Raw genomic sequence first — 21,314 nt, 5'->3', positions numbered from 1 at the left:
CGAGGAGCGATGGCGAACCACCCGCCGACCGGTGCCCCGCGCACCGGGAACGAGCCGCCCGCGCTGGAGGCGCGCGGCTTCGGCATCCGCAACCGCGCCGAGTGGGCGCTGCGGCACTGCGACTTCCGCGTTCCGCCCGGCCGGGTGGCCGGCCTGGTCGGGCCGAACGGCGACGGCAAGAGCTCCCTGCTCGCGGTCGCCGCCGGGCTGCGCACTCCGACCGAGGGCCGCCTGCGGGTCCTCGGCCACCGGCCCGGTACCGGAGCCGTCCTGCCCCGCGTGGGCCTGCTGCTCCAGGACCGGCCGCTGCACGCCGGGTTCACCGTCGCCGAGACGCTGCGCTACGGCCGGGAGATGAACCCGCTGTGGGACGACGCCTCCGCGCGGGCCGTCGTGGCCGACGCCGATGTGCCGCTCCGCGCGAAGGTCGGACAGCTCTCCGGAGGCCAGCGCACCTGCGTCGCCCTCGCCCTCGCGCTCGGGAAGCGCCCCGACCTGCTGCTGCTGGACGAGCCGATGGCCGACCTCGACCCGCTGCGGCGGCACGCCATGATGGCCGCGCTGATGACCACCGCCGCCGAGCGCGGCACCACCGTGGTGATGTCCTCGCACATCCTCGCCGAGCTGGACCTGGTCTGCGACTACGTGCTGCTGATGGCGCGCGGCCGGATGCTCGTCGCCGACGACGTGGAGTTCGTCCAGGCCGCGCACACCCTGGTCACCCACACCCTCGACGACCGCGGAACCTCCGGCGCCCGGGCCGACGGCGGCCCCCGGGGCGACGGCGATCCCCGGGGCGACGGCGATCCCCGGGGCGACGGCGATCCCCGGGCCGACGGAGATCCCCGCGCGCCCCACCGCGCCCGCGCCCGTCCGGACGCGGCCGCCCCGCTGCCGGACGCCCTGCTCGGCCACACCGTCGTCGAGGCGCGCACCACCGGCCGCCAGCTCACCGCGATGCTCCAGTTGCCGGCCTCCCTGGACCGCACCGTGCGTGCCGAGACGCCCACCCTGGAGGAGATCCTGCTGGCCTACCTGCGCAACCCGCAGGCCCCGCCCCTCCTCGCGCCCGCCGACGAGCCGCTGACCCGCCCGGCCGACCAGCCGCGCGTGCACCACCACCGGTCCGACCCCGACCCCGGCCGATGAGCGCCCTCGCCCGCTACGTGTCCTGGCCGCGGCGCGAGGAGCGCGCGGCCCGGCTGCCGTTCCCGGTGCCCCGCCTCGCCGGACCCGCCTGGCTGGCCTGGCGGCGGCACCGGGCGGTCTACCGCACGACGGCGGGGTTCGCCGTCCTCGCCGCGCTGTGGGCGCTGGGGGAGCACCACCAACTCGTCTCCGCCGTGCACCACTACGCCGACGTCTGCCGGGCCACGCCGCACCGGTGCGACGCCGGGAGCGGCGGCACGGCCCCGCCGACCGTCACGCACCTGTCGCCGTCCGTGCTGCGCTACCTGCCGCTGGCGGTCGGCGCGCTGGTCGGCGCCCCGCTGTTCGCGCAGGACCTGGAGTCCGGGACGTATCGGCTGGCCTGGACGCAGTCCGTCGGCCGCCGGGAATGGGCCGCGGTCAAGCTGGGGGTGGCGGCCGCGGTCACCACCGCGGCGGCCGTCGTGCTGACCGTGCCGGTCTCCTGGTGGTGGTACTCCGCCTGGCGCGGCCACAACGGCGGCCCGGACCGTTCCGCCTGGCGGGCGGTCGTCTGGTGGGGCGACTGGGACTTCTTCTCCTGGACCGGCCCGGTCGGCGTCGCCCACCTCCTGCTCGCCCTGACGACCGGGGCGGCCGCCGGTGTGCTGGTGCGCCGCACCCTGCCCGCGGTCGCGCTCTCGGCCGCGCTCGCCGAGGCGGTCCTGTTCGGGCTGGGGAAGCTGCGCCCGCACCTGCTCACCCCGCGCCTCCGCCGCACGCGGGGCCTGGACTTCCCGAGCCTTCCGCGCGACGGCTGGTTCCAGGGCGTCGGCTACGTCCGGGCCGACGGCAGCCTCACCACCAGCATCCCGCCCTGCGCCGGCCGCGACACCCACGCGTTCGCCACCTGCATGCGGCAGCAGCAGATCGTCGGGCGGTACAACAGGTCCTTCACGATGGACCAGTTCGTCCCGCTCCAGCTCATCGAGACCGGGATCTGCCTGGCCGCCGCCGCCGCGCTGGCCGCCTTCTGCCTCTGGTACCTGCCCCGCGTCACCGCCCGCTGACCGCCCCGCCCCGGCGCAGGCGCTGGGTGAGGAAGAGGGCGGCGCGGTCCAGCGCCTCGTCCGCCTCGTCGAGCAGGCCGGTGAACGCCTGGAAGACGTGCGGCACCTCCGCGGTCACGTCGAGGACGACGTCCACCCCGGCGTCCCTCGCCCGCTCCGCGAGGCGGGTGGAGTCGTCGAGCAGGACCTCGTTCGCGCCCACCTGGACCAGCAGCGGGGGGAAGCCCGCGAGGTCGCCGAGCAGCGCCGGGCTGAGCAGGGGCTGGTACGGGTCGGCCCCGGCCAGGTACATCGCCCCGGTGTACTCCAGCCCCGCGCGGGTGAAGATCGGGTCGACGCCCTCCTTGCCGTCCATGCTCGCGCCGGTCCGGGTGGCGTCGAGGCCGGGGGAGAACGCCAGGAGGCCGGCGGGCAGCGGCAGGCCGGCGTCGCGGGCGGCCAGGCATGCGGTGACCGTGAGGCCGCCCCCGGCGGAGTCCCCGGCGAACACGACGGCCGACGGGTCGGCGCCCGTGTCGAGCAGGGCGCGGTAGGCGCGGACCGCGTCCTCGATCGCGGCCGGGAACGGGTGCTCGGGCGCGAGCCGGTAGTCCACGGAGTACGCCGTGACGCCGGTCCTGGCCACCAGGCTCCCGGTCAGCGACAGCGCCGTCACCGGCGAGCCGGACACCCAGCCGCCGCCGTGGAAGTACAGGATCGTGCCGGCGGCCGACTCCCCCTCCGGATCGACCCGCAGCGCGGGTCGGCCGCCCAGTTCGGCCGCGGCGGTACGGATGCCCGCGGGCACCGCCATCGTGGCCATGAGTGCCTCGAACCCGGTGCGGAGCGCCTCGATCGACCGGGGGCCCTCGGGCTGCGGCTGCCGCATCATCGTGTCGATCCGGGCGCGTTGCTGCTTGCTCACGCGTATGCTCCCTGCAAGAAGTAGCCGTGGAAGTATCTTCCCAAGAACTATATGCCGAGGAAGTTAAATGGACAACGGTGACCGCCTGCTGCCCGGTCTCTTCGCCGACCTGGTGCGCTGTGAGACGCGCCTGTACAACGGTCTCGGCGAGCGCCTGAAGGCCCGGCACGGGATCGTCGCCTCGCAGTTCGAGTTCCTGCGCCATCTGCGCGCCCACCCCGGTACGCGGGTGGCGGACCTCGCGGCCGAGTTCGCCGTCGGGGTCGGGGCCGTCAGCAAGGGCGCCGACCGGCTGGAGCGGCAGGGGTGGGTGGAGCGGCGGGCGAACCCGGCCGACCGCAGGTCCTCCCTGCTGGCGCTGACCGAGGCCGGCGCGCTGCTGCTCGACGCGGCCGAGAGGACCTTCGCCGACGTGCTGGCCGAACTCGTCGGCGACGTCCTCGACCCGTCCGCGGTGGCGGCCACCGCGGACGCGCTGGCGACGCTGCGCGCGGCGCTGGAGGCCGGCGGGGTCGGCGTCCCGACGGGCTGAGCGGTTCCCTGCCGGTGGGCTCGGGGGCGCCCCTGCACGCGGCCGACGCCCGTCCGCCGCTGGTCCGTCCGCCGGCCGGACGCGCCCCGGGCGGGCGGCGGGCGTCCCCGGGTCCGGCGGCAGGCGCCCGACCGCCCCCGTGGAGGAGGTCGCCGCGCCCTACGTCTTCCTCGCGTCCCCCGCGGCCGCCTGCGTCACCGGGTCCGTCCTCACCGTGGACGGGGGCTGCACCGCGACCTGAGCGCACCCCGCCCGGTCCGCCCCCGCCCGGTCCGCTCCCGCCCGGTCCGCCCGTCGCGCGGCGGCGCCGGGACGCGGTCAGACTCCGCCGTCCTCCTCGCCAGGCCACAACTCGTCCGCGCGCAGGGCGAGGTCCTGGAGTATGTCGGCCGACGTCACGTCGGTGCGGCCCGCGTCGTGGAGGTCGGCGAGCTGGAGGAAGATCAGCGAGAACGCCCCGGTCAGGCGCTCGATCACCGGGCTGAGCTGGAGGCTCAGCGCCTCGCCGATCTCGCCCGGACTGGCGTCGGCGGGGAACTCGATGGTCGGCATCGTCTCGTTGAGCAGCGCGCGCACGTTGTCGCCCGAGATGTCCTGCCGCTCGGGGTCCTCCTCCAGCAGCACCTGCATCTGGCGGGCCTCGGTGAGGATGCCGATGATCCGCCGCACGAAATCGCTGTCCTTCATGCCGGGAGCGTACGCCGTCGGTACATCCGCGCACCGCCGTGCGCGGCGGGTGTCACGCCGCGTCCCGCACGGCCGCCGCCGCGGCGGCGCCCTCGGCCGCGGACAGGTGTACGACCGGGGCGCACCCGGGGCGTGATGGGGCGTTCGTCCGGGTTGGCCCGTTAGGGTCGTGCACAGGCGGCCGGGTGCGGGAGCCGCGCAGGATGGGACGGGCGGGGCCGCGCGCCGAGGCGCGGTCCGGACGGAGGAGAGGGCGACACGTGCGGCTCGTGCGGTGGACGGACGGCAGGTCACGGTGGCTGCGCCGGGGCCGCAACCTGCTGCTCGCGGCCGTCCTGGTCGCGGGCGCCAGCGCCGCCGGGATCTGGCTGGCGGTGCGGCTGACGCCCATGCAGGCGGTCTCCGCGGCCGGGCAGAACGTCCAGGTCGGCGCGGTGCAGCCGGGCCTGAGCAGGTCCGGACCCGGCGAGCTGGACCTGTTCGGCGAGGCCATCCCGACCCAGCCGCGCTTCGACGGGCCGATCCGCCCCAAGCTCAAGCTCGCCCACATCACCCTGGACTCGCAGGTGAACGAGGCGTTCCACGCCGACGGCGACGACGCGCTGGTGCCGCTGCTCAGCCGGCAGCTCGCGGCGGGCTGGAAGCGCTACTGCGTCTGGGAGACCCTCGTCGCGGCCGGCTGCGCGGGCGTCATCGCCATCGCGGTCGCGGGCGTCGGCCGCACCTCCCCGCGCACGATGCTGACGCTGCTCGCGGCCACCCTGGTGACCGTGAGCGCCGCCAACGCCGCCGGGGTCTACCTGCTCGCCTCCGGCACACCCCGCGCGCTGCGCCAGGTGCACACGCTCGACGACCTGGTCGGCCGGACCCGGGCCGCGCCGGTGCCCGCGGCCAAGGGGCCGGCGATGCCCGGCATCCACGCGGTGGTGATCGGCGACTCGACCGCCGCGGGCATCGGCAACCCGCTGGTGGACCACCCCACCGCGCTCGACCGCACCTGCGGCCGCAGCTCCGACGCCTATGCCGCCGACCTCGCCTCGGCCAACGGCTGGAAGGTGCTCAACCTCGCCTGCCAGGGCGCCACCGTCTCCGACGGCATCCTCGGGGTGCAGGTGCGCGGCGGGAAGGTGGTGCCGCCGCAGCTCGCGGTCGCCCAGCGCGCCACCGGCGCGTCCGCCGTGATCGTGAGCATCGGCGCCAACGACATGAACTGGGGCCTGCTGACCGGCCTGTGCGCGGCGGCGCCGGTCTGCGACGACGACGCGTCCACGGCGTACTTCAAGGAGGAGCTGGCCGGCTTCACCCAGGACTACCTGGACCTGCTCGAACAGCTCGCCGCGCTGCCGCACCACCCGGCCGTGGTGCTCAACGAGTACTACGACCCGTTCGGGCCGGACACCGCCTGCCTGGAGAAGGACGGCATCACCTCGGAGAAGACCGACGTGCTCGGCTCGCGGCTGTCGGACCTCAACGCGGTGCTGGAGAGCGGCGCGGCCACCTTCCACTTCGCCGTCGCCCAGCCCGCGTTCGAGGGGCACGCGCTGTGCAGCAAGCAGCCGTTCGTGCAGGACGCCTCCGGCCGGGCGCCGCTGCACCCGACCGCCGCGGGCGAACTCGCCATCGCGCTCGCCGACCAGCAGGCGCTCGGCGCGATCGAGGCGGACCGGGCCGCCCATCCCGCCGGCACCGCCTCCCCGGGCAGCACCGCCTCGCCGGGCGGCACCGCCTCCCCTGACCCGACGCGCAGCACGGGCACCGCGTGGGACGGCGCCGGCGCCTCGGGCGCGACGGTCCCGCCCGACACGTCCACCCCGCCCGACACGTCCGCCCCGGCACCCTGAGGCCCGTGGCCCGCGCGCGCCCTGGTTCCGGCGCCCTTCCTGTGGCGCGCCCGTGCGCGCGATGTGTGGCAAACATCACCCTCATCACCCAATGTGACGAGGCCTGGGGACGGTTGCGGGTCGGGGTCCCACGCCGGGGAGCGCGCCGCCGCCCAAGCCCGCGGGCGCCGCGCCGACCTCTTCGGACCTGCGCGTACCGCGGCCCCGCCCACCGGGGCGCCGGGGCCGCCGACTTGGCCGCCGGCGCCCCGCCGGGTACGCTCCGTGACCGCGCCGGACGCGCGCAGATGTCCTCCCGGTATCGGTAGACGGACGTTTTGGTGTCCGAGGTAGTGTCGGGCGCGTCGCCCGGCTCGTCGCCGGATCGTTCGGGAAGAGAGATCGACCGCATGCTGCTGGCGTATCCGCCGAGCCTGCCGAGCCCGTCACCGCGCGGGCGAAGGCCGGGACCTGCACCGACCCGTCACCCCCGGGGTGGTGCCGAGGCACGTCGGCGGGCCGCGGCCGGGCCGGGAGGTGTCCGGTGACCGCCGCCACCGCGGGCGGGGCCGGCGCCGCGCAGACCGCCGAACCCGACGACCGCCCCGCCGCCGTGCGGCGCCTCCCGCTGCTGCCCGCCCGGATGCGCCCGCGCAACCGGCCCCGGCTCCTGCTGGAACTCGCCTTCACCGTCGGCCTGTACCTCGCCTACAGCCGCACCCGCCGCTACGTCCCCCGGGAGAAGACCCAGGCGCTGCACCGCGCCCGCGAGGTCCTGCACTTCGAGCGGCTGCTGCACGTCGACTTCGAGCTGAGCCTCAACCACGCCGTCGACAAGGTCAACTGGCTGACGGTCGGCATGAACTACTACTACGCGACGCTGCACTTCGCGATCACGCCCGCGGTGCTGATCTGGCTGTACGCGCGCCGGCCGCAGCACTACCGGGCCGCGCGCACCGCGCTGTACACCGCGACCTGCCTGGCGCTGGTCGGCTTCACCTTCTTCGCGCTCGCGCCTCCGCGGTTCCTGCGGTCCGAGGGCTTCATCGACACCATCGTCAGCCACCACACGCACGGCTCCTGGGACTCCGGGCACGTCTCCACGGTGTCCAACCAGTACGCGGCCATGCCGTCGGTGCACATCGTCTGGTCGGCGTGGTGCGGGCTGACGCTGTTCTTCCTCGCCCGATGGACCTGGCTGCGGGTGCTCGGCGTGTGCTACCCGCTGGCGACGTTCGTGGTGATCATCTCCACCGCCAACCACTTCTTCGCCGACGCGGTGGCCGGTGCGGCCACCCTCGCCATCGGCTTCCTCCTCCAGCGGGTGCTCTTCGGCCGGCGCGCCTACCCCAGGCTGCGCGGCTCGGGCGGTGAGGACGGGTCCGGCGGGCCCGCCTCCGGGCCGCCGGCGCGCGACGCGGCGGACGAGCCGTCGGCGGCGGCCGCCGCCGTCGAGGGCGCTCCCAGGTGGGGGAAGCGGAACTCCGTCCGGCTGCGGTAGAAGGCGCCGGGCCGCAGCACCGTGGCCGGGTAGCCGGGCCGGTTCGGCGCGTCCGGGTAGTGCTGGGTCTCCAGGCAGACCGCGCCGTGCCGGGTGTAGGGCCGGCCGGCCGGCCCCGCCAGCGAGCCGTCCAGCGCGTTGCCGGTGTAGACCTGGATGCCCGGCTCCGTGGTCCACACCTCCAGGCAGCGCCCGCTGCCCGGATCGCTCAGGCGGGCGGCCGGGCGCGGCTGACCGGCCGGGTCCGCCGCGTCCAGCACCCAGCAGTGGTCGTATCCGCCCGCGTCGGTCAGTTGCCGGTCGGGCTCGCCGATCCGCTCGCCGATCGCCCGGGGGCGGCCGAAGTCGAACGCGGTGCCGGCGGTCGGCTCGACCGGCCCGAGCGGCACCGCCTGCGCGGTCACCGGAAGGTAGCCGGCCGCGTGCAGGCGCAGGGTGTGCCCGAGGACGTCGCCGCTGCCGGCACCGGCGAGGTTGAAGTACGCGTGGTTGGTGAGGTTCACGTGCGTGGCCCGGTCGCTGCGGGCGCGGTAGTCGATGCTGAGCGTGCCGGCCGGGGTCAGCCGGTAGACCACCTCGACGTCGAGCGCGCCCGGGAAGCCCATGTCGCCGTCCGGGCTGTGCAGGGTCAGCCGCAGCGCGGCGGAGGCCGGGCCGTTGTCGTCGGCGGGCGCGGCCCGCCAGACCCGGCGGTGGAAGCCGTCCGGGCCGCCGTGCAGCGCGTGCCCGCGGTCGTTGACGGGGACCTGGTGCTCGCGGCCGTCGAGGGTGAACCGGCCGTGCGCGATGCGGTTGGCGTACCGCCCGACGACGGCACCGAGGTAGGGGTGCTCGGCGGTGTAGTCGGCCAGGGAGGGCAGGCCGAGCACCACGTCGCCGGCGCGGCCGGCCGCGTCCGGCACCGACAGGGCGCGCAGGGTGGCGCCGTAGTCGAGGACTTCGGCGCGCACCCCGGCGCCCGAGTCCAGCGTCCAGCATCCGACGGCGTCACCGCCCGGTGCGGTGCCGAAGGGCGAGCGGCGCAGGGAGGCGGTGGGGGCGGGCGCCGCGGCGGGCACGGGGGAGTGAGAGGGCATGGTCATCCTGGGACGAGGGCCGGTGGGCGGGCGGGCCGTTGCGGTCCTGCCGGGTCGCGCGCACGGCGCGGCGCGGCGGCGGACGGTCGGCGGTGGAGGTGGGCGCGGCGGTGGGCCCGGACGAGGTCGCCCTCGCCCGGAGCCTACCCGGGCGCCTCCGGCGGCCCGGGGCTCCCCCCGGCCGTGCCGCGGACGCCCCACCCGCCGGAGGCGGGTCGGAGGCACCGGTGGTGACCTGCGCCTCCCCGGGCGGCGCCCTAACTTCTTCGCACCGACGTGGACTCGCGGACGATCAGGCGGTAGCCGGGCAGGATACGGCGGGGGCTGGGGGGTTCGGAGCCGCCCGCGACCGCGATCCGCTCGACCAGGCAGTCCACCGCCAGTTGGGCCAGCGCGGCCTTGTCCGGGGCGACCGTGGTCAGCGAGACCATGCCGAAGCGGCTCTCCTCGATGTCGTCGAAGCCCACCACGGCGATGTCCTCGGGCACCCGCAGGCCCCGCTCGACCAGCGTGCGCATCGCGCCCAGGGCGATCAGGTCGTTGTACGCGAACACCGCGTCGGGCCGGTCCTCGCGGTCCAGCAGCGCGGCCATCGCGGCGGCGCCGTCGGCGCGGTCGTACCCCTCGGTGGCGGCGACCATCGACTCGTCGGGGGCCAGCCCCGCGGCGGTGATCGCCTCCCGCCAGCCGCGCAGCCGCAGGTGGGCCGGCTGCCGCGCGCTCTCCCGGCGGGCCCCGAGGAACGCGATCCGGCGCCGCCCGATGTCCAGCAGGTGCCGCACCGCGCTCCGGGCCGCACCCACGTTGTCGATCATGATGTGGTCGTAGGGGGCGTCGTACTCCCGCTCGCCGAGCAGCACCATCGGCGGGGCCTCGGGGCGGGAGAGCAGATCCTCGCTCTCCAGCCGGATCGGGCTGAGGATCAGGCCGTCGATGACGTGCGAGCGGAACCCCTGCGAGACCAGCACCTCCTTCTCGCGCAGCCCGGCGGTGTGGTCGAGCAGCACCGTCAGCTCGTGCCGGGCCGCCGCGTCGATCACTGCGCCGGCCACCTCCGCGAAGTAGGGGTTGCCCAGTTCGGGCACCGCGAGGGTGATGATGCCGGTCCGGCCCTTGCGCAGGTGGCGGGCGGTGAGGTTGGGCCGGTAGCCGAGTTCGTCGATCGCCTGCTGGACCCGCCGTCTGGTGCCGGGCGTGACGTGGGGGTAGTCGTTCACCACGTTGGAGACGGTCTTCACGGACACGCCGGCGCGCAGCGCGACATCCTTCAGGCTGACGCCCACGGAACTCCTCTCTCGGTCGGACCGGTTGCGTCGCGGTCCGGCTCAGGTCTGCGGCCCCCGGTCCGCGGCGGTGCCGCCCTGCCGCGGCAGGGCGTCCTCACTCCAGTTGCTGGGTCCGGCTCAGCAACGTCTGTAGCAGTACCACGACGGCGAGGAAGCCGCCGTTGACGGTGTCGGTGAACGCCGATCCGTACTGCGAGAAATAGTGGTCGATCAGATTGTGGATCACCGCCAGCAGCAGCACGCCACTGACCGTGCCGCCGATCGATCCGGCGCCGCCGGTGAGCAGGGTGCCGCCGATCACCACCGAGGCGATCGCGGTCAGTTCGTAGCCGACGCCGATGGTGGTCACGCCCGAGCCGAGCCGGGCCCCGCCCAGCGCGCCCGCGCCCGCCGCCAGGGTGCCGGACAGCAGGTACACCAGCACCTTCGCCCGCTCCACCGGCAGGCCCATCAGCCGCGCCGCGTGCTCGTTGCCCCCCAGCGCGGTCAGCGTCGCGCCGAACCGGGTCCGGGTCAGCAGCACCGCGCCGAGCACGAAGAGCGCCGCCACGACGAGCACCGGTGTCCAGGTGCCCGCGCCCAGGTGCCGGAACCACGAGTGGGCCGGGACCAGGTAGGTGGTCGCGCCCTCGCTGGTGACGGCCTGCAACAGCCCGCGCAGGCCCAGCAGGCCGACGAGCGAGACGATGAACGGCGCCATGCGCGCGTACGCGATCAGCAGGCCCTGCACGGTGCCCCAGGCCGCGCCGACCGCCAGCGGCAGCAGGATCGCCAGCCAGGTGCCGTGCCGCGAGCCGTAGGCGCCCAGCACCCCGCCGAGCGCGAACATCGAGCCGACCGACAGGTCGATCCCGCCGGTGATGATGACGAAGGTCATGCCGAGCGCCAGCAGCCACACGAAGGCGTTGCTGCCGAGGATGCTGCTGATGTTGTTCCAGGTCGGGAAGGTCGAGGAGGTCGCGGAGGCGATGGCGACCACGAGGACCAGGACGGCCAGCGCGCCGTGCCGCTGCACCTGGGAGGCGATCCGCTCGCGGACCGGGACCCGCGCGGCCTGCCCGTCGGACGCGGCCGGCGGCGCCGGGGTCGGCTGGAGGGCGGTGGAAGTCATCGGGTCCCTCGCTCCTGGGAGGCGTACACCGCGAAGCAGATGATGGCGGCCTCGACGATCTGGGTGTAGGAGGTGTGCACGTTGTGCTGGGTGAGCACGGCGGTGATGAGCTGCATGAACAGCGCGCCGGCGACGGTGCCCAGCACCCGCACCCGGCCGCCGGACAGCGGGGTGCCGCCGACCACGACCGCGGTGATGGCGTCCAGTTCCATGTTCAGGCCCTGGTTGGCCGGGTCGGCCTCCGCGCCGTGGCCGACGATCAGCACGCCGGCGAGCGCGGCGAGCACGCCCGACAGCACGTAGACGGTGATCAGCACCCGCCGCACCGGCAGGCCCGACAGCCGGCTCGCCTGCCGGTTGTCGCCGATCGCGACGAGTTGCCGGCCGAAGGTGGTGCGGCGCACCAGCAGCCCGGTCAGCAGCGCGCAGACCCCGGCGATCCAGGCCATGTCGGGGACGCCGCCGAGGGTGCGCGAGCCGAGGTCGAGCAGACCCGACTGGGTGATCGGCTTGGCCGAGTTGCCGTTGACGATCTCGGCGAGGCCGCGGACGCCGATCATCAGCGACAGCGTCGCCACGATCGGCTGGACCCGGGCGAAGGCGACCATGGCGCCGCCGACCGCGCCGGTGGCCGCGCCCAGCAGCAGTGCCATCGCGAGTGCGGCGAACAGGCCGTAGCCGGCGTACAGCGGCACCACCGAGGCGGCGAGCGCGATCGTGGCGCCCACCGACAGGTCGATGCCCTCGGTACCGATCACCAGGGACATGCCGAGCGCGACCAGGAGCGTGGGGGCGACCTGGTAGAGCTGGACCCGGATGTTGCCGGTCGACAGGAAGGAGCTGTCGAGGCCGACCGCGACGGCGAACAGGACGACCAGCGCGGCGTACACGCCGTACTCCTGGAGCAGCCGCAGCAGCCGGCCGCGGTCCAGGGCCGCGCCCGGCCAGGTGAGGGAGGTCATGCGTGCGTCTCCTTGGCGGGGTGCGCGGGATCCGCCGGCGCTGCCGGGTCCGCGGGTTCGTCGGGTTCGGCGGTCGCGTCCGGGGCGTCCGCGGCGTCCGGTGCGTCCGCGACGGCTGCGGCGTCCGAGGTGTCCGCGGCGTCGGGGCCGGGCGGCGCGGATGCCTCCGGGGCGGTGGCGAGCGCGTCCAGCAGGCCGTCCTCGGTGACGTCGTCGCCCGCGAGGTGGCCGACGACACGGCCGTCCTTGAGGATCACCACCCGGTCCGAGCCCTCGATCAGCTCCTCCAGGTCCGAGGAGATCAGCAGCACCCCCAGGCCGTCCCGGGCCAACTCGTCGACCAGGCCCTGCACCTCGGCCTTCGCGCCGACGTCGATGCCGCGGGTCGGCTCGTCGAGCAGCAGCACCTTCGGGTTGAGGCACAGCCAGCGGGCCAGCAGCACCTTCTGCTGGTTGCCGCCGGACAGGTCGCCGACCTTCTGGTCCGGCCCGGACGCCTTGATCCGCAGCCGCTCCATGAAGAACGTGACGATCTCGTCCTGCTTGGCCTGCGAGACCAGGCCGGCCCGCGAGAGCCGGGGCAGCGCGGCCAGCGAGATGTTCTCCCGCACCGACAGGTTCGGGATCACCCCCTCGGCCTTGCGGTCCTCCGGCAGCATCACCACGCCCGCGCGGATCGCGGCGGCCGGGCTGCGCCGGTGCAGCGTGCTGCCCTCGACCTCGACCGTGCCCTGCTCGGTGGCGAGCGCCCCGATGATCGCCTTGGCGGTCTCGCTGCGTCCGGCGCCCAGCAGACCGCCCAAGCCGACGACCTCGCCCGGGTGCACGTCGAGCGAGACGCCGTGCAGTCGGTGGCGTACCGTCAGATCCTGGGCGCGCAGGGCGGGTTGGCCGTCCTGCCGCTCGTGGCCGTCGGAGTCGAAGGCGGTGGTGCCCTTGTCCCGGACCGCGGACATCTCCCGGCCCAGCATCAGGGACACCAGCTTGAGGCGTTCGAGGCCGGCGATCGGCCCGGTGTGCACCACGCGGCCGTCGCGCATGACGGTGACCTGGTCGCAGACGGCGTACAGCTCGTCGAGCCGGTGGCTGACGTAGACCACCGCGATGCCCTGCTCCTTCAGGCCGCGGATCACCGAGAAGAGGGTCTCGACCTCCTTCGGCTCCAGGGAGGAGGTCGGCTCGTCCATGATCACCACGCGGGCGTCGATCTGCACCGCCCGGGCCAGCGCGACCATCTGCTGGGCGCCGAGCCCGAGGGTGCGCAGCGGGCGGGTGACGTCCACCCGCACGCCGAACCGGCCCAGCACCTCGGACGCCTCGCGGTTCATCCGGCCGTGGTCGACCAGCCCGAAGCGGCGCGGCTCGCGGCCCAGGAACAGGTTGCGGGCCACCGACATCAGCGGGACGAGGTTGACCTCCTGGTAGATCGTGGAGATGCCGGCGGCCTGGGCCTCCAGCGGGTGGCGGAATTCCCGTGCCCGCCCGGCGAGTCGTACGGTGCCGGCGTCGGGACGGTGCACGCCGGTCATCACCTTGATGAGGGTGGACTTGCCCGCGCCGTTCTCGCCGATCAGGGCGTGCACCTCGGCGGGCCGCAGGGTGAAGTCCACCTCGCGCAGGGCGTGGACGCCCGCGAAGCTCTTGTCCACCCCCGCCACCTCCAGGACGGCGTCGCTGCGGGGGTCCGGGTCCTGCTGGACCAACGTCTTCCTCCTCTTGCGGAGTTGTGCGCGGTGCTGCGGGTGGGGGCGGTGCGCGGCGGGGCCGGGCCGTGGGGAGGCCCGGTCCGGCCCCGGCCGGGACCGCGCGGGCGTCAGTACACCAGGCCCTGGGAGAGCGCCTGCTTGGCGTTGTCCGCGGTGAAGTGCCCGTCCTTGATGATGACGTTCGCGGACACCCCCGCGGTGCCGTAGAAGTCCACCAGCGACTGGATCGCCAGCGGGCCGAACCGCGGGTTGGTCTCGATGTCGGCCACCAGCGCGCCGGACGCCACGTCCTGGACCGCCTGCTGGGTGCCGTCGATGGAGACGACCTTGATGTCCTTGCCCGGGGTCTTGCCGGCGGACTTGATCGCCTGGAGCGCGCCGAGCGCCATCTCGTCGTTCTCCGCGTAGACCGCGTTGATGTCCGAGTGGGCCTGGAGGAGCTGCTCCATCACCTTCTGGCCGTCGGTCTGGGTGAAGTTGGCGGTCTGCGAGGCGACGACCTTGATGTTCGGGTACTTCTTCTTGACCTCGTCGTCGAAGCCCTTGGTCCGGTCGGTCGAGACGTTGTTGCCCGGCGTCCCGGTGAGGACCGCGACGTGGGCGGTGCCGCCGGTCGCCGTGCCGAGGTCGTCGGCGGCGATCTGGGCCTGCCCGTAGAAGTCCGAGCCGATGAACGCGACGAAGTCGCCGCAGGCGGTGCCGGTGACGGTCCGGTCGATGGTGAGCACCGGGATCTTCTTCGACTTGGCCTGCGCGAGCGCCGGGCCGAGCCCGTCGGAGTTCTCCGGCGCCACGATCAGCACCTTGGCGCCCTGCGCGATCATGTCCTCGATCTGCGAGTTCTGCGCGTTGACGTCCGCGTTGGCGTTCCGCTCGATCAGCTTGACGCCCTTGGCCTTGGCCTCCGCCTCGATGCTCTTGGTCTCGGTGGCGCGGAAGGGGTTGCTCGTCGACTCGGACTGGGAGAACCCGACGATGGTCTTGCCGTCGGTGATGTCCAGCTTCGGGACGCCGCCGCCGTAGGTCTGGTAGGTGCAGGCGGGGCCGTCGGCGCCGGCCGTGGGCGAGGCGGTCTGCTGGGCGGCCGCGGTGTTGTCCGTGGCCGCGGCCTTGTCCGAACCGGAAGAGTCGTTGCCGGAGTTGGTGCAGGCGCTCGCGGCCAGGCACAGGCCGGCGGTGAGTACCGCGGCGGCGGTCCTGGCCCGGAAGGAGACGTTCATGCGCCGATCACATCCTCGTCGATGCGGGAAGAAGAATGGGGGCAAAGCGCGGACGCGCTGCATGGGGACGGGGCCGGCACCAGCGGTGTCCGGACCCGTCCTTTACAACGATGTAGAGGACCCTGGGGGATTGACGTCCACGTGTCAAGAGTCCGGTACGACTCCGCCTGAACCCGGGCTTCTTTGCCGCGCGGGGTGGACACGGTCCCGCTGCCGTGCTGTCATTTCCCTGCCCGGCTTTACATCGTTGTACGCCCCGGCGCGCCGCCGTAGTGCGATCCACTGACGGGCGCCGGCGGTGGTGCCTCCGCCGCCGGCGCTCCCCCTCTCGCCCCGCGCGGCCGCTCCTACAGGAAGCGCCACAGGTGGTCGTCGGTCCTGCTGTCCTCGAACTGGACGACCCTCGCGCTGTCGGCGGTGGACATGCCGTCGACGCCCAGCACCAGGCCGCTGTTGCCGTTGCGGATCCGGAACCAGCCGTCACCGTTGTCGACCAGGTGCCAGTAGTGGTCGGCCGTCCCGTTGTCGTGGTACTGCTGCACCTGCGCGCTGTCGGCCTGCGAGGCGCCCGCGACGGCCAGCAGCAGCCCGCTGTTGCGGTTCTTCACGGTGAAGCGGTTGTCGCCCGCCGAGGTGAACTGCCAGTCGTGGTCCGCGGTCCCGTTGTCCGTGAACTGCACGACGTTCGCGCTGTCGGCCGTCGACATGCCGTCCACCCCGAGCACCTTGCCGCTGTTCTTGTTCTGCACCCGGTACCAGGTGCCGGCCGCCACCGCCGCCTGACGCGCCGTCACGTCCCATTGCAGGATGCCCGCCGACACCCCCGGCGCGAGCTGCGCCACCACCCGCACCGCCTTGGTCGTCACCGGCGTGAACGACACCGCGTTGAAGCCGTTCACCGCCGTGCCGTACGCGCCCGCGCCCGACACCTGCCGCCACGACCCGTCCCCGGCCTGGTACTCCACGTGCCAGGAGGCCGGCACCCGGCACTGGCCGTGCCCGGTGTCGTCGTACCAGTAGACCGACGCTCCCGAGACCGTCACCGGCGCGGCGTAGCCGTACTGCACCCACTCGCTGGTGCCCGTGTGGTCCCACCAGGTGAACCGCGGGTGCGACTGGTCGTAGGAACTGCTGGGCGTGTAGGCGCTGTTGAGGGCGTTCACGGTGTCGCCCGACCAGCACCAGGAGGCCGACGGGGTGGCCGGGAGCTGCCACTCGCGGCCGCCGGAACCGACGGTGGGGAAGGAGGTGATCCGCAGCGCGGCCGCGCCCATCGGGATCAGCGTCACCGTGGCGGCCGGCTCCGACGTCGCCACCGGGCTCGGCTGGAGCGTGGACACCACGTCCTGCGTGTCCGCCTGCCAGTTGGGGATCGGCCGGGCCTGCGCGGTCATCGCCACCGGCGTGCCCTCCGGGGTGAACGGGTTGCCGCTCGCCCCGGTGGTGGTGGCCGTGAACGTGCCGGGCACCAGGCCGTAGTTCCACGCCGAGGTCGGGAAGACCTCGTACTCCGCCCAGTGCGAGGACGTGTCACCGGTCCGCAGGAAGTTCTGGCCGATCCGCAGCGAGTACGTCAGCGGGCCGCGGTGCACCGACAGCGCGTCGTGGTTCTGCGTCCAGGTGGTGGTGGCGACCTCCATCGGGAACGAGACGGCGACCGTGTCGCCGTTCTTCCAGGTGCGGTTCACCGCCACGAAGCCCGCGCCGCCCGACGCGCCCACCGAGGTCCCGTTGACCTTCACCGACGGCTTGCCGCACCAGGCCGGGACCCTGAGGTAGAGCGGGAAGGCCACGCTGCCGGACAGCGCCAGCACCAGCGAGACGCTGTCGGTGAACGGGTAGTTCGTGGTCTCGGTGACGGTCACCGCGGTGCCCGCCGAGCCGACCTTCGCGGTCACCTTCGTCGGCGCGTACAGCACCGCGGCCAGCCCGTTGTCCGCCGTCGCCAGCCACGCGTTCTCGGTGAAGTACGCCCACCCCTGGCCGTAGTTGTGCGGGCAGCAGCGGTACTTGTCGACGCCCAGCAGGTACGCCTGCATCGAGAAGGTGTTGTCGAACTGGTGCAGCGTCTTGTCGTAGTCGTCCAACTGCACCTGGTTCGCCGCGGTGGCGTAGTGCAGCGAGGTGTGGCCCGGCTCCATCGAGGCCGGCAGCGAGTTGAACGCCAGCGTCTCGGTGCCGTCGGCCCAGCTCGGGTCGCCGGTCATCCGCACCATCGACTCGAAGCTCTGCATGTACTCCACGATCCCGCAGGTCTCGAAGCCCTGCCGCGGATCGCCGTACCCGGGGCGGGCGTTCTCGTCGCCGGCGAACCCGCCGCCGCTGAACTGCCCGTAGGTGCCCTGGATCGTCGCGTAGTCCTGGTAGGTCGCCTGGGTCAGCGCCGCGTTCCCGCGCAGCGCGGCGAAGGCCGGCTCGGTGAAGCCCTGCGCCAGGTTCACGTTGTGCAGCGACGGCAGGTTGTCCACGTAGTTCGCGCCGTACTGGTGGATCTTGTCCGCCAGCCCCAGCAGCGCGCTGCTCCCGGTCCGGGCGAACAGCCAGTGCAGCGCGTGCAGCGTCGTCGCCCACCGCACCGAACCCCAGCTCTGGTTGAACGCCGAGGCGCCGAACGTGTTCTGGTAGCCGAAGAACTTCGTCAGGAACGGCACGATCCGGCTGTCACCGGTGTACTCCTGGTAGGTGCACAGCGCCTGGAGCATCGGCATGAACGGCCAGAAGTCCGGCCCGCCGCCGAGCGAGGTGCGCAGCGACGTCGGTCCGAAGAAGCCGTCCGACTGCCCCGTCGCCAGTACCCCGTTCACCCACGTGTCGGCCTTCGCGCGCAGGCCCGCGTCCCCGGTCACCCCGGCGAGCGAGGTCAACCCCCGGACCCAGTACGGCACTTCCTCCCAGCCGACCTGCGACGGGTGGAACCAGCCGGTGGTCGAGGTGTCCAGGAAGTGCGACACCTCGTCGTAGCGGCCGGCGATCCCGTCGACCTCCAGGGCGAGTTGCTGCGCCAGCCAGCCCGACGCGGTGACACTGCCCGTGGGCAGCTTCAGGAACGGGGTGCGGGTCAGCCCCGCCGGATACGGGTGGTACAGGCCGCCGCCGGACGTGTCGCCGACCAGCACCACCCCCGGGCCGCCGCCGGCGGCCCAGGAGGAGGTGACCATGCGGCCGGCGAACGCCACGGTGCCGAGGGCGGCGGCGCCGCCTCGAAGGAAGGTACGACGATCCATGGACGTGCTCCCTGCTCGGGGAAGTGGGGGGATGGGGCTGCGGCGCGGGTCAGATCATGCGCCACAGGTGGTCGGTGGTCCCGTTGTCGTTCCACTGCGTGACCTGCGCGCTGTCGGCGGTGGAGGCGCCGTCCACGGCGAGCAGCCTGCCCGAGCGGACGTTGACGATCTTCGACCAGCCGTCCCCGTTGTCGACGATCCGCCAGACGTGGTCCGGGGTCCCGTTGTCCTGGTACTGCTGGACGTGCGCCCCGTCGTCCAGGCTCTGGTCGTGGACGGCCAGCACCTTCCCGCTGTTGCGGTTGACGATCCGCACCGTGCCGCCGCCGTTGTCCAGCAGCGTCCACACGTGGTCCGCGGTGCCGTTGTCGGTGTACTGCGTGACCTCGGCCGAGTCCGCCAGCGACATCCCCGAGACGGCCAGCACCTTCCCGGAGTTCCGGTTCTGGATGCGGCACCACACCACGGTCGAGGACGCCGGCCGCAGGGCCAGCGCGAACATCCCGCCGACCACCGGCCGATCCTGGAAGCCGCGCTGCGCCGCGCTCGCCACCGTGTACCAGTCGCTGAACGGCACCCGCTGCGGCGTGGCGCCCGCGTACCCGTACACCCCGTTCACCAGCGCGTCACGGGTGGGGCCGTGGTCGGACAGCCACGCCGCGGTCCACACCTCCCAGTCGGCCTTGGTGTAGTCGTTGCGCGGGTCCAGGACCACCCCGTACGCGCCCGCGTTCGCCGCGTACCAGGACGCCTCCGCCGCCGCGGTCCCGGTCGGCACCAGGTCCAGGCCGAGCAGCTTGTCGGCGAAGCCGTTGTACTTCAGGCTCCAGGTGCCGTCCTGGTCGTAGGCGAGCTTGAGGTGCTTGCCCGAGGAGTCCGCCGCGAGCGTCGTCCACTGGCTGATGTAGCTGCGCGAGAGCGTCGCGTACCGCGCGGCGTCGGCGCCGTTGCCCGCCGCCCGCGCCACCACGCCCATCGCGCCGATCCCGACGATGCCCTTGAGCGCGAGGTTCGCGCTGTGCGCGATGAAGCCGGTGAAGTCGTCGGTCTGGTTCTGGTACCCCGGGTCCAGCGCGTTGGACACCAGGTACTCCGCCCACTGCCGCAGGATCGTGTAGTGGGTGGTGGCGAACGACGCCGCGTCCGCCGCGGACAGCCGCTGGACCACCGCCGCCGCCATGACCAGGATGTCCGCCGACTCCTCGACCGGCATGTCCTCCTCGTTGCCGTCGTTGTGCCCGGCCGCGTTGGGGTACGACGAACCGAGGTCGTGCTCGGCGAACCCCTTCGGCCAGCCGCCGTGCTCGGCGTAGTCGAGCAGCGGCTCCAGCAGCAGCCGGAGGTAGGCGGGGGACAGGTACAGGTACGCCGGGAAGGCCGGATACGTCACGTCGATCGTGGACATGTTGCCGTCGGAGGAGATCTCCTTCAGGAACGCCCACGGGCTGCCGCCCCGGTCCACCAGCTCGGTGCCCGCCACCGCCTGCCGCAGCGCCAGCGCGCACACCGCCGCGTAGTGGTCCCCGGTGGTCCCGCCCCCGGCCGCGGCGACCGCGTCGTCGTGGATGCGCTGCTCCAGCGCCGTCATCGCCGACAGCGCCGCCGCGTGGTCGGCGTCGAACCACTGCACCATGTCCGTCCACGACGACCAGTAGTGCGTCCACCACGGCTGCAACTGCGTGCCGAGGTAACTCACCGCCGGGGTCCGCACATGCCCGAGCGTCACCGTGAACTCCGCCGACGCGGTACCCGGGCTGACGGTGCCGAAGTCGCGGTTCAGCCCCAGCACCGGCCAGCGGTCGCTGATCGCCCGCGGCTGTGCGCCGTCCACCGTCCCGGCCAGCCGGCCGCCGCCGGCCGACGCGGCGCGCACCACCGTGTCCTGCCCGATCTGCCAGGTCAGCCCCGAGCCGGTCGCGGCGAACACCAACTGCCCCCACGACGCCTGGTCGCCGTGCTCCTGGAGCACGCCCGGCGCCGCCGGCTGCGCGGTGAGCACCGTCATCGAGCCGGCCTGCTGCTGCGCCCAGGTGATCTGCGTCGAGGTGTCGCCGTGTACCCACTCGCCGGACACGTCCAGGTGCACGTCCACCGCGTGCGCCTTCCCGTCGTTGCTCTGCGCCTGCACCGTCACGTACGACAGCGGCACGGACTGCCGCTGGAGGTTGCCGAGGTCGACGGGGGAGAAGAACGTGACGGTCAGTGTCACCCCGCCGCCGCTCACCTGGTAGATCGAGCGGGTGGCGGTGAGTTGGAGGGAGAGCTGCTGCATCGTGGTCAGCGCCGGGCCGGCGGGCAGGTTGGGCGAGCCGGCGAAGACGTAGCCGGTGCCGTCGATCCGGGCGAGGCCGCACAGCGCGGTGACGTGGCCGTTCCAGAAGCTGGACCAGGTCCCCGCGAGGTTGTCGGCGGCCACCCAGGTGGACAGGTAGGGCGAGCGGACCGCGAGCGGGACCGCCGGCGGCCGCAGCGGCGCGAACGTGGAGGCGGCCGCGGCCGCGGCGTGCGCGTCGAGCGGTGCCGCCGCGGGCGTGGCGCCGGCGGACGCGGCGGCGGCCGGGCCCGCGGCGAACCACCCTCCGGTCGCGGCGGCCGCGGTCAACGCGCCGCTCCACTTGAGCAGTTCGCGGCGACCGGGGTGGGGGGAGCGGGTGTCGTCGGATGTCACGGTGATCCGTTTCTGCGAAGAAGGGCGCGGAGGGGGGACGGAAGTGCGGGACACGCGCAGGGGGGAGCAGGGGCCGTGGGGGCCCGTTGCCCGGGATCTTCGGGTTCTTCAACGTTGGAAAGGCTGGCGCCAACCGGCATGACAGCACTTGGCGTGGGGCCTGTCCATACCCCGCGCAGAAGTGGCCTCCGCGGTCCGGCCGTTGAACAGGCGTCCCTCCTGTCCCACCGCAGGCCCGCGACGTGCGGCGGAGTCCGTTCGGGGCGGCCCGCGGTGGGCTTTACAACGTGAGTAAAACCGATCGGCCCGGGATGCCGGCGGACGGGCCCGGGGGAGCGCTCCCCGGCGGGCCGTACGGGCCGTACGGGCCGTGCGGGCCGGCGGGGGGACCGATGCGCACGGTCGCGTGGACAGGGCCG

Annotated in this window: 15 protein-coding genes and 1 pseudogene; 6 read left to right on the top strand and 10 right to left on the bottom strand. The window is 73.8% G+C overall.

Annotation, left to right across the window (positions count from 1 at the left end; genetic code table 11):
* The first annotated feature begins 9 nt into the window (after positions 1–9).
* Together RVR_RS02680 and RVR_RS02675 are read left to right on the top strand one after the other, a co-directional pair.
* On the top strand, positions 10–1,149 hold the full coding sequence (locus RVR_RS02680; RefSeq protein ID WP_237404528.1) for an ABC transporter ATP-binding protein: 1,140 nt from the start codon (positions 10–12) through the stop codon (positions 1,147–1,149).
* Positions 1,146–2,198, top strand: a complete 1,053-nt coding sequence (locus RVR_RS02675; protein WP_202232241.1) for a cell wall protein — start codon at positions 1,146–1,148, stop codon at positions 2,196–2,198. The genes RVR_RS02680 and RVR_RS02675 overlap by 4 nt, the downstream gene beginning before the upstream one ends.
* Here the strand turns inward: RVR_RS02675 and RVR_RS02670 are convergent.
* Positions 2,185–3,102: an alpha/beta hydrolase gene (locus RVR_RS02670; RefSeq protein WP_202232240.1), complete on the bottom strand. Its 918-nt coding sequence runs from the start codon at positions 3,100–3,102 to the stop codon at positions 2,185–2,187. The two genes, RVR_RS02675 and RVR_RS02670, sit on opposite strands and share 14 nt — an antisense overlap.
* Positions 3,103–3,169: 67 nt before the next feature.
* On the opposite strand from RVR_RS02670, the gene RVR_RS02665 reads away from it, so the two are divergent.
* Complete coding sequence (locus RVR_RS02665; RefSeq protein ID WP_202232239.1) at positions 3,170–3,634, top strand: MarR family winged helix-turn-helix transcriptional regulator; 465 nt, start codon at positions 3,170–3,172, stop codon at positions 3,632–3,634.
* A 139-nt stretch (positions 3,635–3,773) separates the two neighbouring features.
* Positions 3,774–3,875 carry an SDR family oxidoreductase gene (locus RVR_RS02660; RefSeq protein ID WP_202232238.1) on the top strand — a complete coding sequence of 34 codons (102 nt, stop codon included), beginning with the start codon at positions 3,774–3,776 and terminating at the stop codon, positions 3,873–3,875.
* A 77-nt stretch (positions 3,876–3,952) separates the two neighbouring features.
* Here the strand turns inward: RVR_RS02660 and RVR_RS02655 are convergent, their stop codons facing one another.
* On the bottom strand, positions 3,953–4,321 hold the full coding sequence (locus tag RVR_RS02655) for a hypothetical protein (RefSeq protein WP_202232237.1): 369 nt from the start codon (positions 4,319–4,321) through the stop codon (positions 3,953–3,955).
* A 260-nt stretch (positions 4,322–4,581) separates the two neighbouring features.
* On the opposite strand from RVR_RS02655, the gene RVR_RS02650 reads away from it, so the two are divergent.
* Positions 4,582–6,162: a GDSL-type esterase/lipase family protein gene (locus RVR_RS02650; RefSeq protein ID WP_237404527.1), complete on the top strand. Its 1,581-nt coding sequence runs from the start codon at positions 4,582–4,584 to the stop codon at positions 6,160–6,162.
* A 622-nt stretch (positions 6,163–6,784) separates the two neighbouring features.
* Positions 6,785–7,447 (top strand): annotated as a pseudogene (locus RVR_RS37290) (phosphatase PAP2 family protein); the annotation flags it as partial.
* 38 nt (positions 7,448–7,485) lie between these two features.
* On the opposite strand, the gene RVR_RS02645 reads toward RVR_RS37290, so the two are convergent.
* From RVR_RS02645 to RVR_RS02610, 8 genes are all read right to left on the bottom strand, one after another.
* Entirely contained in the window at positions 7,486–8,718 is a 1,233-nt protein-coding gene (locus RVR_RS02645; RefSeq protein WP_202232235.1) for an aldose epimerase family protein, read from the bottom strand.
* Positions 8,719–8,975: 257 nt separating this feature from the next.
* Complete coding sequence (locus RVR_RS02640; protein ID WP_202232234.1) at positions 8,976–10,001, bottom strand: LacI family DNA-binding transcriptional regulator; 1,026 nt, start codon at positions 9,999–10,001, stop codon at positions 8,976–8,978.
* A 97-nt stretch (positions 10,002–10,098) separates the two neighbouring features.
* Positions 10,099–11,115 (bottom strand): ABC transporter permease, encoded by a 1,017-nt coding sequence (locus tag RVR_RS02635; protein ID WP_202232233.1) that lies wholly within the window; start codon positions 11,113–11,115, stop codon positions 10,099–10,101.
* The gene (locus RVR_RS02630) at positions 11,112–12,077 is read right to left on the bottom strand and encodes an ABC transporter permease (RefSeq protein WP_202232232.1); all 966 of its coding nucleotides are present in this window, start codon (positions 12,075–12,077) and stop codon (positions 11,112–11,114) included. Before RVR_RS02630 ends, RVR_RS02635 begins: the two co-directional genes overlap by 4 nt.
* Positions 12,074–13,780, bottom strand: coding sequence for a sugar ABC transporter ATP-binding protein (locus RVR_RS02625; protein ID WP_202232231.1), 1,707 nt, complete (start codon positions 13,778–13,780; stop codon positions 12,074–12,076). The genes RVR_RS02630 and RVR_RS02625 overlap by 4 nt, the downstream gene beginning before the upstream one ends.
* A gap of 110 nt (positions 13,781–13,890) precedes the next feature.
* Positions 13,891–15,003 carry an ABC transporter substrate-binding protein gene (locus tag RVR_RS02620; protein ID WP_202232230.1) on the bottom strand — a complete coding sequence of 371 codons (1,113 nt, stop codon included), beginning with the start codon at positions 15,001–15,003 and terminating at the stop codon, positions 13,891–13,893.
* A gap of 347 nt (positions 15,004–15,350) precedes the next feature.
* Positions 15,351–18,227, bottom strand: a complete 2,877-nt coding sequence (locus RVR_RS02615; protein ID WP_237404526.1) for an RICIN domain-containing protein — start codon at positions 18,225–18,227, stop codon at positions 15,351–15,353.
* Between the two features lie 49 nt (positions 18,228–18,276).
* Positions 18,277–20,895, bottom strand: coding sequence for a glutaminase domain-containing protein (locus tag RVR_RS02610; protein ID WP_202232229.1), 2,619 nt, complete (start codon positions 20,893–20,895; stop codon positions 18,277–18,279).
* Positions 20,896–21,314 lie beyond the last annotated feature (419 nt).

Source organism: Streptomyces sp. SN-593, assembly GCF_016756395.1.
Lineage (GTDB): Bacteria > Actinomycetota > Actinomycetes > Streptomycetales > Streptomycetaceae > Actinacidiphila > Actinacidiphila reveromycinica.
Note: the sequence above shows the minus strand (reverse complement) of the source record. Positions and strands in the feature narration are given on the sequence as shown.

Coding starts and splice junctions, on each gene's coding strand:
- RVR_RS02635 (WP_202232233.1), bottom strand. CDS start 11,115: ATGACTTCCACCGCCCTCCAGCCGACCCCGGCGCCGCCGGCCGCGTCC.
- RVR_RS02680 (WP_237404528.1), top strand. CDS start 10: ATGGCGAACCACCCGCCGACCGGTGCCCCGCGCACCGGGAACGAGCCG.
- RVR_RS02630 (WP_202232232.1), bottom strand. CDS start 12,077: ATGACCTCCCTCACCTGGCCGGGCGCGGCCCTGGACCGCGGCCGGCTG.
- RVR_RS02665 (WP_202232239.1), top strand. CDS start 3,170: ATGGACAACGGTGACCGCCTGCTGCCCGGTCTCTTCGCCGACCTGGTG.
- RVR_RS02645 (WP_202232235.1), bottom strand. CDS start 8,718: ATGCCCTCTCACTCCCCCGTGCCCGCCGCGGCGCCCGCCCCCACCGCC.
- RVR_RS02615 (WP_237404526.1), bottom strand. CDS start 18,227: ATGGATCGTCGTACCTTCCTTCGAGGCGGCGCCGCCGCCCTCGGCACC.
- RVR_RS02620 (WP_202232230.1), bottom strand. CDS start 15,003: ATGAACGTCTCCTTCCGGGCCAGGACCGCCGCCGCGGTACTCACCGCC.
- RVR_RS02675 (WP_202232241.1), top strand. CDS start 1,146: ATGAGCGCCCTCGCCCGCTACGTGTCCTGGCCGCGGCGCGAGGAGCGC.
- RVR_RS02655 (WP_202232237.1), bottom strand. CDS start 4,321: ATGAAGGACAGCGATTTCGTGCGGCGGATCATCGGCATCCTCACCGAG.